This is a genomic window from Xenorhabdus sp. KK7.4 (assembly GCF_963876465.1).
Classification (GTDB): Bacteria; Pseudomonadota; Gammaproteobacteria; order Enterobacterales; family Enterobacteriaceae; genus Xenorhabdus; species Xenorhabdus stockiae.
On record NZ_CAWNQF010000075.1, the window covers coordinates 43411 to 57678 of the forward strand.

Genomic DNA, 14268 nt, shown 5'->3' on the forward strand with positions numbered 1-14268 from the left:
ATTTATCCTAATATTGCCATGATACGCGCAATTAAAGGGGATGTTATTTTTTTAGTATTGCACAACTGGTATAGATCCTTATCTTCTTTATTTAAAACAATATTACCGTAAGTATTCAAACACATTCTTGCTACTATTTCTTCTTGAGGTGAAATATGTATATCATGAATATCAAAGGCATCTTCTTCATCATTAAAGTTGACTAAATCTTGAATGTAATCAAATGTATTATTCCTATACATAAGTCGAGGTGTTGCACTGTCATTTAATGATATATAATAAAGCTCAGGAGAATACCAAGGTATGTCATTTTGGAATAAACGCACATTAGGGTCATCAGGTACGAAGCCAAGACTGTATCCCAAATGCCTAACCAATAACATATACATGTATCTTTTTACTGCTTCCCCACGATTATTAACATCTCTAAAGGTTCTCATTATAAATGAGATTGTATTTTCATTTATTCCAACTATGAAGTTATCAATATATATTCCGTATTGGTTAGCCAGATTATATTCTCCCATAACGGTGGTGTTTATATTTTCGCTATTTGGAATATAGGCGATGGCAGGCTCAAAACCTACTCTTCCCGCTATGATGTTTAGTGATGCAGAGTGCCCTATGAAAAAATTAGCTTGTTCTCCGGGACGGACTTGTCTAATAGTTAATTGCGGATATATATTACGAATAAACGCTCTCCAGAAATCTACAGCCAGCTCAATTTGATCTGTGTAGTCAATTCTATGAGTTGCTTCATCATCAAATTCAACGTGCGCTATAGCTCCTCCGGGAGGTATAGCATAAATAATGCTTCCGTCATAAGCACTGACAGGATTATAATTTTGGTCGTTACTTAGTTGTGTTGCATCAAGTCTATATTTAATTATTTCTTCAGCGGAGGAAATTTTAGCAAAAAGAAAGATAATTGATAATTTAAAAAATAATTTCATGAAGGAGGTTTTTTTTATCATGACATTTAACCCACTCAATGTAAGTTAATTTGATAATGATATTTTTTATGGTTTAATTTTTTTCTTGAAAAATTTAAAACCAGAACTACCATATCATACTCAAATGATATATTTAATATGAATTTTTAAAGTGATTGTATTAAATTTATAATGCTTCATTAATTATTATGAATGAAACATCATCAGAAATGACTTTTCCTTAATAAATTATAGGGTTATTTTTTCAACTTCCCCAATTTAACCAAAAAAAATCAAGAATAGCATTCGTTCGTTTGCCTTTGCGTGTCACGATTGAGATTTTAGAATCATAATAAATTTGCTCAGGTAACAGTGCCCTCATAAAACCTTTCTCTACCCAAATACGAGCGTAGTGATCCGGAATAAATCCCACGAACTTACCGGTAAGAATTAAAAATGCGATGCCTTCGCGATCAGATGCTGTTGCCGCGCTGTTCAGCAACTTATGGTGATTCATGGCTTCAGTGCCTGTACGGTAGCCGGGAATAACAGCATCCAGTTGATTTAATTGCTCAGTATCAAAGTTATCCGCAAGCAGAAATGCTTTATGTTTATTACTACAATAAAGATATGACCGTTCATTATAGAGTGGTAAGTAATTTAATCCCGACAATGGTGTAATCAAAGGTAGGGCGCCCACCTGTAATCTTCCATCCAATATACCTCGTTCAATTTCTGTCGGAGTACTCATACTAATATTAATCAGAATATTGTCACTTGCTGAACGCAGGCGCTCCAGCGCGTTAGTAATCCGCATCATTGGTTGTGTGACAAGGTTATTAATAATGCCGATATTAAACTCTCCCCGTAACTGCTTATGTATTTGATTGACATACTGGCGGAATTCTTCAATTGACGCCATCATAGTTTCACTGGCTCGCAGAATTTCCCTCCCTTCATCAGTCAGAGAAAAACCAGCGCGACCACGCTGGCATAAGCGCATGCCCAAACGCTTTTCCAAATCCCCCATATGAAGGCTGATTGCTGAACGAGTGATACCGAGCAGGCTTTCAGCCGCAGAAAAACTGCCACATTCTGCAACGATCTTAAATATACGTAATAATTTCAAATCAAAATCAGTTACTTGCCTAAAATTTGCAGGTTTCATTTACGTGAGTAAACTCATTACTAATGATTCAATAAATAAGATTTAACTTGAATATCGTTTTATTGCAAACTCACTGTGATGACTTTTTGTTACATTTTCGTGCGAGGAGTTAAAAAAATGTCAGATAGCAATACCGTTCAAACTCGTTCCTTCCATGTTAGTCCATCCCAGGATCTGAATTTAAAAGCACACTGGATGCCGTTTAGTGCCAATCGTCATTTTCAGCAAGACCCACGCATGATCGTCTCTGCGGATGGTCACTGGCTGACGGATGATAAAGGTCGCCGCATTTACGATAGTTTATCTGGTTTATGGACTTGCGGAGCCGGGCACTCACGCTCAGAAATTCGTCAGGCCGTTTCTGAACAATTAGGTACATTAGATTACTCACCCGGTTTCCAGCATGCTCATCCGCTATCATTTCGGTTAGCAGATAAAATCGCCAGTCTGATGCCGGGTGATTTAAACCATGTATTCTTTACCAATTCAGGTTCGGAATCTGTTGATACAGCGGTGAAAATAGCCCGAGCTTACTGGCGGATAAAAGGGCAGCCGACTAAAACCAGAATGATTGGCAGAATGCGCGCTTATCACGGTGTTAATATCGGAGGAACAAGTCTTGGCGGTATTGGCGGAAATCGCAAGATGTTCGGTCAGTTGATGGAAGTTGACCATCTGTCACACACCTTACAAAGCAATATGGCATTTACTAAAGGCGTTCCGGCAACTGGCGGTACTGAACTGGCTGATGAACTACTGAAACTGATAGAACTTCATGATGCCAGTAATATCGCCGCTGTTATTGTCGAGCCTGTTGCCGGATCTGCCGGTGCGATTGTTCCGCCACAGGGTTATCTGCAACGTTTAAGGGAAATATGTACTCAACATAATATCCTGCTTATTTTTGACGAAGTTATTACCGGATTAGGCCGTTTAGGGAGCTGGACAGGGGCTGAATATTTTAGTGTCACTCCGGATATTCTTACTTTTGCAAAGCAGATTACAAATGGTGCAATCCCTCTTGGTGGTGCTGTTGTCTCCAGTAAGATCTACGACACATTCATGTCACAACCTCTTCCTGAGCATATGATTGAATTCAGTCATGGCTATACTTATTCTGCTCATCCTGTAGCCTGTGCCGCTGGTCTGGCAACGTTAACATTGCTGGAAAAGGAAAACCTGATCCAACAATCTGCTGAATTAGCGCCTCATTTTGAAAAAATCCTGCATGAACTTAGGCATTGCCCTAACGTTGTTGATATTCGTAACTGTGGGCTGATTGGTACCATCCAAATTGCACCACGGAATGGCGATGGCGTGATACGTCCTTTTGAAGCTGGAATTGCATTATGGAAAGCCGGTTTTTATGTTCGCTTTGGTGGCGATGGGCTCCAGTTCGGCCCGATGTTTAATGCTAAACCTGAAGACCTTGACCGGATGTTCAATGCAGTAGGTGATGTTTTGCATCAGGTTAAATAAAGGGAAAGAGTCCTATTCGACTTTATCTATAGAATTTGTTGATTTCTTTCAATATACAACTATCAAAAAATTAGCAGACGAAGTAAAACGGAGAGATAAAATACATGAGTGATAACGCAAAGCGTAGTAAATGGGTATATGAATTTTTTGAATTCATTGATAACAGAGAGTTTAATAATATTTTAAACCTTGTCACCGAAGATGTTGTATATGAACGACCCGGCTATTCTACAATTCAAGGGAAGGAGTCTTTATTTAATTTTTATTCGAAAGAAAGAGTAGTGCTAAAGGGTAAACATACAATAACAAATATAGTCACCGAAGGAAGTTTCTCTGTATTTAGCGGTGTTTTCTCTGGTACATTAAAAAACAAGGAGAATATTGAACTTTCGTTTTGTGATTTTTGTCAGTTTGACAATCATTTGTTAAGTAAAAGGAAAACCTTTTTCTACACTCCTCTGATTTAGTTTTTCGGAAATGTCCCACCAATACCCACTGTATAGAACACGGTTTTATAACTTGGTGAGGTGGCTTCCATCTCGTTTCTGACCAATATAAATTTGATGCTAAGCAAAGGCCCTGTAACCCATTTGGGCTTTGTTTGGCTTTGTCTCCGGATTCGAGTGAACTAAATTCGGCTCTTACGATCAGAACAGTGATATTCATAACCTGCCCAGTAACAAGTCCCCTCTGAAAACAGAAACACTCATACCGCTCGCCGTATTGCTATCACTTGCTCTGTTTTTTGTTCTGAGTAGTCTTGGTATCTTTTGCAACATTAATAATATACTTTGTACCTTTTTTATAGGCGCATGCGTGGGCAATAGCCAGCGCATATAAGTGTTACCATAAAATTGGAGTAAAAGTGCAGCGGGCAGGAGAAGAGGCGTGGGATCATCGCCAACATACTTCTCATTTAGAAAAGCTGTCTTTACTTTTTTCTAGTGGTATTTTGGCTTTAATTTCACGTAACACAAATATAGTTCCCAGGTCTTCTTCCTTATGGCAAAGACCTAAGTGAAAATATTGCCGCTAATAGTAGTTGTCACATAATAGTTGTAACGATGGAATCTCATAAAATGATGAATATGGTCAAAAACAAATATCCGGCAGCAGAACACTGGAAGTTTGGTGATTCACCTGAACTACAGGACGTTCTTGCTGAATTAGTCTCCAAAGAAATTAAAACTGCAACCAGCTGTTCATTTTCCTCCTATAAACAGTGTGGCAGCAGTATTTTAATTGGTAATGAATACATTGTATTGAACAGCAAAGATACGCCAGCCTGTGTTGTCAGAGTGATGGCCTTACACCTCATAAAATTCTCAGAAATGACAACCGAACTCGCCTGGAAAGAAGGCGAGGGAGATCGTTCGGTGAAGCACTGGCAACAGGAACATCAACATTTCTTTGAACGTGAAGGCTCATTTTCACCTGAAATGGAAGTTGTTGTCATCGAATTCAAAGTGATTGATGCTCTGTAACGCCATTATGTATATCAGATTTCTGCCCGGTCAGCTGACCATTTTCCAGCTTGATGCAACGATCGGCTAAATGGAAAAAACGGTCGTCATGAGTAATAGCCAGTACAGCTTTACCGCGTGCCGCCAATTCGGGCAATAGTTCCTGATAGAATACAATCTTAAATAGTGGGTCCTGATCAGCGGCCCACTCATCGAACAGATAGAATGGCCGATCTTCCAAATAAGCAACCACTAAGGCGAGGCGTTTCCGCTGCCCTTGTGAAAGCTCACGAGTTGAAAAACAACCATCCTGAATTTTAACCTTGTGCTCCAAATGTAATTTAGCGAGCAGGGCGTTTGCTCGTGCATCCAGTACTGAATCTGTATCAGTCAGACCTATCAGTGTTTCGAAGAGATGAAAATCCGAGAAAATGGCGGAGAACAGCTGACGATAGTTAGCTCTGTTACTATCAGTAATCAAATTTCCGTCAACAGTAATTGTGCCGTTTTCCGGTGTATACAGCCCGCTTAACAGTTTGGCCAGTGTTGTTTTCCCACTGCCGTTACCGCCAATCAGAAAAGTGATTTCTCCGCGTTTAAGCGTCATATCGATTGGACCAAGCTGAAACATATCGTCTTCTTTCTCACGATAATAATTGTGTGTAATGCCTGACAGTTGCAGTAAGTTAGCTTCACCAAATTCACTGGCAGAAACCTGCTCGTCCAAGTGATCCTGTTCAGTCAGTTCAGACAGAACATAACCGATGCGGTTTAGCGATACGCGAGCCGCATTCAGTGATGGAATACTGTTCAGCAGACTATCCAGCGGCATCAATATAAACAGAAAGACAATCACGTAACCTGCGATTGTAGTGACTTTCAGTCCCGCTATTACCGCCGGAGCGAAAATAACCAGCCCGAGAAATATATAAAATAGAAGATACATCCAGCCGGCACCAAAGGCATAAACACTGAAAGCACGGATACGATGCTGTCTAACCGCACCAATTTCACGACCAAGTGAATGGGTGAAGAAAGCCTGAGCGCGTGAAAAATGTAACTTTAGCTCTTTCGCTCCGGTAAATAAGGCGTTGAAATGATTGAACAGGCGATCCTGTGACTTACCTGCTGCTTTTAGTGATGCGAGCGCGCTGGTTCCACCGATAGCATAACCAAGTGAGCCAATCACTATCACCGTTAACACAAGAAAAAACACTGACCATGACAGCCAAGCCAGATAGATCAGGCAACCCAGTATAATGGAACTCTGCGTCACGATATTGGGTAGGGTGAAAAACAACAGTGAAACATTGGTTGTATCATCGGTGATAATAGACTGGGCACGGGAAGCGCCCAGTATTTCTATCTGGCGAAAAGGAGCACGGGTAATACGCTCAGAGATAAACTCACGCATCCTTGCGATGGTATTCTGGCTGAGTCTGGCGAAAATCACCCCGCTCATTACATGACTGACAATAGCCAGCACTGCAATAATACAGAAATATACGGCGAGTAAGTGATAACTATTGCCAGACGTGGTGACTATTCTGTTAACCAACGTGATGAGGAAAACGTTGGAAATGCCATTAACAATACTGGCTAAAATGGCAATGAACAGGATCCAACGTGAACGATGTAAAAGTGAGAACAAAATCCGGTAAGCCGGTTGTTTAATGGTTGACGTCATCATTTCTGCTCCGGTATCTCGGTCATTAATTTTTCCCGCAGAATTTTCCACAGCAAAGTCGCCAGCTGTTTCACCTGAGGATTGGATAGCATAGTCATGTGATTACCAGGCACGATCTCAGTATTTAACTGAGTCATATACTGACGCCAGATATTTTCTCGAGTAGCTATTTCATCAATATTCTCCCCTTGGGCATTAATCAAATAAACGGGGCCGTTATAGCAGCTTTGGGGTGTATAGCTTGAGTTCAGGTTGGCCTGCATAACCTGAACGATACCCTGTAACAAAGGTTTCTCTGTATTTTCAGGGAATAGCTCTACATCGACCAAAGCCTGAAGCAAGAGAATGATCTGTTCGTCTTCAGTCAGATTCTCGAAATCCTGCCTTGTTAGCGTTAATGGCTGAGTCAGCATCATGTTGTAGATATCAATCAGACTCATTAACGTTTCAATCCGGTCGATAACCTTAGGAGGGCTGTTTTTTGAAGTGCTCTCCTGTGGTTCAGGCCCATCGGAATCAATAAGAGTAAGAGCTGCAATCTCTTCCCCTTGCTTTTGTAATTGTAATGCTATTTCAAAAGCCAGCCAGCCGCCGTAAGAGTGCCCGAGCAGATAATAGGGGCCATGAGGCTGTGCCTGACGAATTGCCTTAATGTAAGCGCGAGCTGTACCTTCCACACTGATATAAGGCGGGAGGTCTGTATTTATCAGGCCACGAGCCTGCAAAGCATGGACAGGCAACTGTGGGGGAAGGGCTAATGCCAGCTCAATAAAACTGGAAACACTGGCACCTGCGCCGGGAATACAGAAAAGTGGTGAAACAGAGTCATCTCCATGTTGAATAATGATGTGCGGTGAGTAAGAAACCGGTAGTAAATGCTCAGTCATTGAATCGGCCAGATGGTTTATCCAGGGCGGCTGCATGATGGTGTAATGCCCTCCGCCAATAGGGTGGCGTTCAGAGCGGTCACTAACAATGTCGTGCCAGCCATGCCAGCAGTCGGATCCGGCCGCTAAATCATCGCAGGTATAGAGATGAATGGGGAGAGAGGAAGCAGAAATTCTATATTTTTTCTCAAGTTGCAGGATCAGTTTCTGGGTATTCAAGCGGAAGAGAATATCCTCTTTTTTAACGTCCGCAGGCAACCATTGCAGAGCTTCACAATCACGGAAATCATAAAGATCATCCGAATCGTCTCCATCAGGTTGCTCTCCGTAATTATTCAGAGACTGGATAAGCAGATTGATATCTTTCTGCCAGTCTGTTTCATGATCACTGAAATTGTAAGAATCTAAGTTATAAGAATCGATCATGCCAAGGTAATCGATTTTTTCGCCATCGCTAACCAATTGCAGGGCTATCTCGTAAGCGATAGTTCCTCCGATGGACCAGCCTGCCAGACGATAAGGGCCATGCGGCTGGATCCGGCGAATAGCATCAATATGGTAAGTAGCAAGCTCCTCAATGGACGCTGGTGGATTCTCCACTGTGTGTAGACCCATCGCCTGCAATGTATAAACGGGCAGTTCGGCTGGCAGCAAAGTTGCCAGTCGCGAATACACCAGCGGATCACCTGTGGTCTCGTGTATCAGGAATAATGGCGGTAAATGACCGTCAGGGCTTAAAGGCACTGGATTGGCGTCAAGAGGAGAGCTTGGTTTAGCTGACTGACTATTAATCGCCTGAGCCAGATCACATAATATCGGGTAAGAGAATAATGTTGCCAGTGATACCGCCATGCCTTGCTTGCTCATGCAGTTTATTAACCGTACCGCGATAAGCGAATGACCACCCAGCTCAAAAAAGTGATCGTGACGACTGACCCGTTCCAGCCCCAGTAACTCCTGCCAGATGTGTGCCAGTGCAATTTCCACGTCACCGATCGGTGCTTCATAATCCCGGGTGATCACGGCGGATAAGTCCGGTGCGGGCAGCGCCTTGCGATCGAGCTTGCCGTTGGGGGTCAGCGGGAAGGTATCCAGTATCACAAAGGCGTTGGGGATCATGTATTCCGTCAAACGATGAGTCAGTTGCTGACGTAATTCAGCCGGCACCAGTTCAATACCGGAATGTGGGCGGAGATAAGCTACCAAAAGCTCTTCACGCACTATTACCACAGCTTCATTTACACCGGAACACTGGACAAGCTGAGCTTCGATCTCACCCGGTTCAATCCGAAAACCGCGCAGTTTGATCTGAAAATCGTTACGCCCCAGATAGTCGATATTGCCATCTGGTAGCCAGCGCCCTAAATCACCGCTTTTATACATTCTGGCATCAGGCTGCGAGCTGAAAGGATCGGTCACAAACCGCTCTGCGGTCAGTTCAGGCCGGTTCAGGTATCCCCGGGCGACACCCGCCCCTCCGATATAAATCTCGCCAGTGACGCCAAGGGGCACAGGCTGACCATAATCATCGAGAAGATAAATTCGGGCATTGATTATCGGATGACCGATACTGGGAGACGGCAGTGAATGATCTATCACACAAAAAGTCGTATCAACGGTACATTCTGTTGGGCCGTAGACATTGATAAAACGGGACATTTTTATCTGTTGCAAACGCGACCATAAGACAGGAGAAATAGCCTCTCCGCCGATTAACGCCAGTTTGGGCTGATAATCCGTATCGGTACCTAACCCCGCATTCAGTAGCCATTGCAGTTGCACGGGAGTGCAATCAAACAGATCCACCGCGTGGTGCGCCAGATAATGCCAAAGCTGTATCCCATTGGCACGAATAGCCTCCGGAATGATGACCAGTGTATGGCCCGCCAGCAATTGCAGCCAGCTCTGTACCGAAGCGTCAAACACAATGCTGGCATTCAGTGCGGTGCGACACGGTGGTGTGATATCGATCATCGATTGCAGCCCGGTATACAGATTGATGACATTGCGGTGAGTCACCATAATTCCTTTGGGCTGTCCGGTGGAGCCGGAGGTATAAATGACATAAGCCAGATGACGTGAATTCAGCCCCAATGTGGTTGTATCGGGATTATGGTCAGGCTGGATATCCAAAAGCGATGTTTGGCTATCAAGCAGCACCGTGGAGATCAGATGGCTGAATAAGCCCGCCAGCTCTGTCTGGGCCAGCAAGGCCACGGGTTCAGAATCAGCCAGCATATAAGCCAGCCGCTCAGATGGATAAGCCGGGTCGAGAGGCACATACGCACCTCCGGCTTTGAGAATTGCCAATATTCCTACCATCATATCTAAGCTGCGTTCAACACAGATAGCTACCCGAACATCCGGTTTGACGCCCAACGTCATAAGGTAATGCGCTAGTTGGTTAGCTTTACGATTGAGGGCATCATAACTCAGGGAATGTTCTTCGAATTGCACGGCAAGGGCATCAGGTGTCCGGGCGACCTGTTGTTCAAACAGCTCATGAATAAGGACATGCTGTGGAAAATCGGCCTGTGTGGCGTTGAAATCCACCAGTAACTGCTGACGTTCTGCTGCCGGCAGAATAGATAAGTTGAGCACCGATTGCTGAGCGTCAGCGGTCAGCGCATCCGCCAGTTCACTGAGGGCAGTGTGCAGATAATGCACTATTCTATCAGGATCGATTCCATTCACTGTCTGAGCAGCCAGCGTGAAACCGTCCCCGTGATCATCCACCGAGAGAGTAATGGGGTAGTTCGTCCGCTCCTCAGAGACCAACACGCGCATACCTATCCAACCAGAATTGTCACCTGTGTCTGACGGGCTGTGCCGGTAATTGAACAAGACGTTGAATAGGGGTAGCGACGGCATAACGCCGCTACATCTTTGCGCCAGTGCTAGCGGGGCCTGTTCATGTTCCAGCAAGGTAGCCAAATCCCGCGACGTGGTCAGCACAGCTTCCCGTACATTCTGAGTGCTCAGGGATATCCGGATCGGCAGGGTATTGATAAACATCCCCATCACCTGATCGGCTCCCGTTGTGCCTTGCATCCTGCCCAATAATACGGTGCCGAAGACCACATCATCGCGGCCGCTGGTGTGGGCCAATACCTGCGCACAGGCTACGTGGAACAACACACCGGGACTGACCCCCAACTGGCGGGCCTGCGAACGCAGGGTATGTGCCAGCGCGCTGTCCAGCGGCAAGCGGGCTTCGGTGATCGCCTGCCCGTTGCCCTGTACATCCAGTAAACCAAACGGGGCGGTGGGTTCATCAATCCCGGCCAGCCGCTGGTGGAAGTAATCTTCATGTACCAAAGCCGGTACACTCAGCGTCTGGGCAATAAAATTGCGGTACGGCAATGGTACCGGCAGGGATCCCTCTCGTCCCTGTAATACGTGTTGGATTTCATCCATGATTAATTCCAGTGTGACATGGTCACTGACCAGATGGTGAAAACTCAGCGTTAGCAGCCATTCGTCACTGTCCGCATCATGGGCAGTACTGGCAGCGAACAACGGTGCCTGACTGATATCCAGCCGAGAGGGAATGCTTGCCTGTAGCTGTGCCAGAATATGTTGTGCCGGGATATTCTCTGCTGATGTGGAAATAAATGGCATTACTAACAATTTCGCCTGTCGCCAGACTACCTGAACAGGTTGGCTCAAGCCTTGCCAGTAAAAAGCCGTCCGCAGAATATCATGGCGATCGATAACCTGTTGCAGGGCATCAAGGAAAGCCTCCAAACGCGAGCGGGTATCAAAAGCCAGTACGCTGTGTGACAGGTAAGCATCGCCATTTTCCTGCAACTGGTGATGGAACAGAATACCTTCCTGTAAAGGGGATAAGGGATAGATATCCTGTACGTTGGCAGCTCCATCGGGAACAGTTGCGACAATAATGTCAATCTCTTCTTGTGACAGCGTCACCAAGGGTAAGAGATCAGGCGTAATGGCGGTACAATCGGCGGAAATGTGGTTAGGTGGGACCACAGAATCAGGTATGTTTTGCCGGATCTGTATTGTCTGCGCCATATCTGTAAGTCGTGGTGCTGAAAAGATGCTACGTACATCCAGCGCGTATCCCCGGCAGCGTAGCCGTTCAATTAGGCTGACCGCGATCAGCGAATGTCCGCCCAGCTCAAAGAAATGGTCGTGACGGCCAACCCGTTCCAGTCCCAGTAATTCCTGCCAAATTTCTGCCAGTGCCTTTTCCACATCACCCACTGGTGCTTCATAGTCTCGGGTGATGACTGCTGACTGTTCGTGAACGGGGAGAGCCTGACGATCAAGTTTGCCGTTCGGAGTCAACGGGAAAGCATCTAAGATAACAAAGGCACTGGGGATCATAAATTCAGCCAGATGCTGCATTAATTGCCGCCGCAATTCAGCCGGGATCAGTTCAACATTGGGCTGAGGTAAGATATAAGCTATCAGCCGCTTCTGCGCACCAACACTTTCTCCTTCTTCTTTTCCTTCACGAGCCAGTACTACTGCTTCGCGTACACCGGGGCATTGCAATAACTGGCTTTCGATTTCTCCCAGTTCAATACGGAATCCTCTTAGTTTGACCTGAAAATCATTACGGCCTAAGTATTCAATATTACCATTCGGTAGCCAGCTACCCAGATCGCCGGTTTTATACAGACGAGCCTCTGGCTCAGTAGAGAATGGATCCGGCAGAAAACGTTCAGCAGTCAGTTCAGGGCGGTTCAGATATCCTCGGGCTACACCGATGCCTCCGATATAAATTTCACCGACTACACCCAGAGGAGCAGGTTGACCAGAGGGATCAAGGATGTAAATCCGTGTATTCGCTATCGGGCTACCGATAGGCGGTGCTATATCATCCTGACTATTACACAGATAAGTGGTTGCGCAGACCGTAATTTCAGTCGGCCCATAGCCATTAATCATGTTCCGTCCTTCAGACCAGCGTTTGACTTGCGAAAGTGGGCAGGCTTCGCCAGCTGTAATCAGCGTTTTTAAAGTGGCAGGGAGGGCATCCATCGCGGCCAATGCAGTGGGTGACAGCGTCACATGCGTAATGGCATCAGTTTCTAAAGTTCTTAACAGGGCGGTGCCGGGCAGGATATCTGCACGCTCAGCAAGATAGAGACTGGCACCACTCAGCAAAGCCATAAAACACTCTGAAATACAGGCATCAAAGCTGTGTGAAGCAAATTGCAGGACACGGTCAGTCGGTTTTACGGCCAAAATATCCAGATGATACAAGGCTAAATTGCAAAGACTACGGTGTTCAATCATGACTCCCTTCGGTTGACCAGTTGAACCGGAGGTGTAAATCACATAGGCCAGATGGCGTGAGTTGAGCCCACATGCCCGACGATCAGGGTTTGTATCTGGCATGTCATCAGGAGCATATAAAACAGATTCATCAAGCAGGATAGCTGGTACTTGATTATCCAGTTTTTCCGTCAGGGTGGATTGAGTGAGCAGAGCGACCGGAGCAGCATCATGAAGCATATAACTCAGGCGGTCCCGCGGATAGGCCGGGTCAAGGGGAACGTAAGCACCACCTGCCTTCAGAATAGCCAATAATCCTACGACCATGTCCGGACCACGTTCAACACAAACGGCAATACGATCATCCGGTTTCACACCTAGTTTAATTAAATAATGGGCCAGTTGGTTGGCCCGGCGATTAAGCTCGTCGTAGCTCAGTTTTTGTTCTTTGAACACGATAGCGATAGCTGTTGGAGTTTCTACCACCTGTTGTTCAAACAGTTCATGGATCAGAGCAGCCTGCGGGAAGTCAGCCTGCGTGTCATTGAACTCGACCAGTAACTGCTGACGTTCAGACTCCGGCAGAACAGGCAGTTCCCGTACGAGCTGCCGGGGTTCAGTGACCAGCGCTTCAGTCAACTCGCTGATCGCAGTGTGCAAGTAATTGACTATTCGTTCAGCATCTATCCCGGTTACAGACTGGGCTACCAAATCGAAATCTTCCCCTGAATCATCTACCGCGAGGGCCAGAGGATAATTTGTCTTTTCTTCTGATACCAGCAGACGCACGTCTCCCCAAACAGAATTTTCAATAGAGTCTGACGAGTTGTGACGATAGTTAAACAAAACATTAAACAGAGGCATAGGAGGGATGACATTACTGCAACGCTGAGCCAAAGCTAACGGAGCCTGTTCATGAGTCAGCAAGACCGCCAGATCTCCTGCGGTCGCCTTTACTACATCCAGCACACTGAGATTTTTCAGGGCTATCCGGATCGGCAGGGTATTGATAAACATCCCCATCCCCTGACTCACGTTGATCGTGCCTTGCATCCTCCCCAGTAATACGGTGCCGAACACCACGTCATCACGCCCACTGGTGTGGGCCAGTACCTGTGCACAGGCCACATGGAACAATACACTGGGACTGACACCTAAACGACGTGCCTGCATCCTCAGAGTATGAGCCAGTGTCTTATCCAGAGATAAACGGACTTCTGTCACGTCAGCGCCACTTCCCTGAACATTGAGCAGGCCAAACGGCGCGGTAGGCGCATCAATCCCGGCCAGCCGTTCCCGGAAGTACGCTTCATGGACTGAGGCCGGTACGCGCAGGGTCTGGGCAATAAAATTGCGGTACGGCAAGGGGGGAGACAGCGTGTCCGCCTGTCCCTGTAATAGCTGC

Annotated in this window: 6 protein-coding genes and 1 pseudogene; 3 read left to right on the forward strand and 4 right to left on the reverse strand. The window is 45.8% G+C overall.

Features of this window, described 5'->3' with window-relative positions:
• Window positions 1-2: 2 nt before the first annotated feature.
• Complete coding sequence (locus AACS90_RS12260) at window positions 3-974, reverse strand: hypothetical protein (RefSeq protein WP_099122927.1); 972 nt, start codon at window positions 972-974, stop codon at window positions 3-5.
• Between the two features lie 223 nt (window positions 975-1197).
• The gene (locus AACS90_RS12265; RefSeq protein WP_099122928.1) at window positions 1198-2100 is read right to left on the reverse strand and encodes a LysR family transcriptional regulator; all 903 of its coding nucleotides are present in this window, start codon (window positions 2098-2100) and stop codon (window positions 1198-1200) included.
• A gap of 195 nt (window positions 2101-2295) precedes the next feature.
• Here AACS90_RS12265 and AACS90_RS12270 point away from each other — a divergent pair, with 195 nt between their 5' ends.
• The 3 genes from AACS90_RS12270 to AACS90_RS12280 all read left to right on the forward strand — a co-directional run bounded on the left by AACS90_RS12270 (window position 2296) and on the right by AACS90_RS12280 (window position 5063).
• Window positions 2296-3579 (forward strand): aspartate aminotransferase family protein, encoded by a 1284-nt coding sequence (locus AACS90_RS12270; RefSeq protein WP_371635590.1) that lies wholly within the window; start codon window positions 2296-2298, stop codon window positions 3577-3579.
• A gap of 104 nt (window positions 3580-3683) precedes the next feature.
• Entirely contained in the window at window positions 3684-4046 is a 363-nt protein-coding gene (locus tag AACS90_RS12275) for a nuclear transport factor 2 family protein (RefSeq protein ID WP_099122930.1), read from the forward strand.
• Window positions 4047-4658: 612 nt separating this feature from the next.
• The gene (locus tag AACS90_RS12280; RefSeq protein ID WP_193757254.1) at window positions 4659-5063 is read left to right on the forward strand and encodes an ASCH domain-containing protein; all 405 of its coding nucleotides are present in this window, start codon (window positions 4659-4661) and stop codon (window positions 5061-5063) included.
• On the opposite strand, the gene AACS90_RS12285 is transcribed toward AACS90_RS12280, so the two are convergent.
• Together AACS90_RS12285 and AACS90_RS12290 are read right to left on the reverse strand one after the other, a co-directional pair.
• Window positions 5041-6732, reverse strand: a complete 1692-nt coding sequence (locus AACS90_RS12285) for a cyclic peptide export ABC transporter (protein ID WP_099122932.1) — start codon at window positions 6730-6732, stop codon at window positions 5041-5043. The genes AACS90_RS12280 and AACS90_RS12285 overlap by 23 nt on opposite strands.
• Window positions 6729-14228, reverse strand: a pseudogene (locus AACS90_RS12290) (amino acid adenylation domain-containing protein); the annotation flags it as partial. The gene AACS90_RS12285 and the pseudogene AACS90_RS12290, both read right to left, overlap by 4 nt.
• Window positions 14229-14268: the final 40 nt, after the last annotated feature.

Excerpts from the sequence above, each read along its gene's own strand:
- AACS90_RS12270 (WP_371635590.1), top strand. The coding sequence starts at position 2,296 with ATGCCGTTTAGTGCCAATCGTCATTTTCAGCAAGACCCACGCATGATC.
- AACS90_RS12280 (WP_193757254.1), top strand. The coding sequence starts at position 4,659 with ATGATGAATATGGTCAAAAACAAATATCCGGCAGCAGAACACTGGAAG.
- AACS90_RS12275 (WP_099122930.1), top strand. The coding sequence starts at position 3,684 with ATGAGTGATAACGCAAAGCGTAGTAAATGGGTATATGAATTTTTTGAA.
- AACS90_RS12285 (WP_099122932.1), bottom strand. The coding sequence starts at position 6,732 with ATGATGACGTCAACCATTAAACAACCGGCTTACCGGATTTTGTTCTCA.
- AACS90_RS12265 (WP_099122928.1), bottom strand. The coding sequence starts at position 2,100 with ATGAAACCTGCAAATTTTAGGCAAGTAACTGATTTTGATTTGAAATTA.
- AACS90_RS12260 (WP_099122927.1), bottom strand. The coding sequence starts at position 974 with ATGATAAAAAAAACCTCCTTCATGAAATTATTTTTTAAATTATCAATT.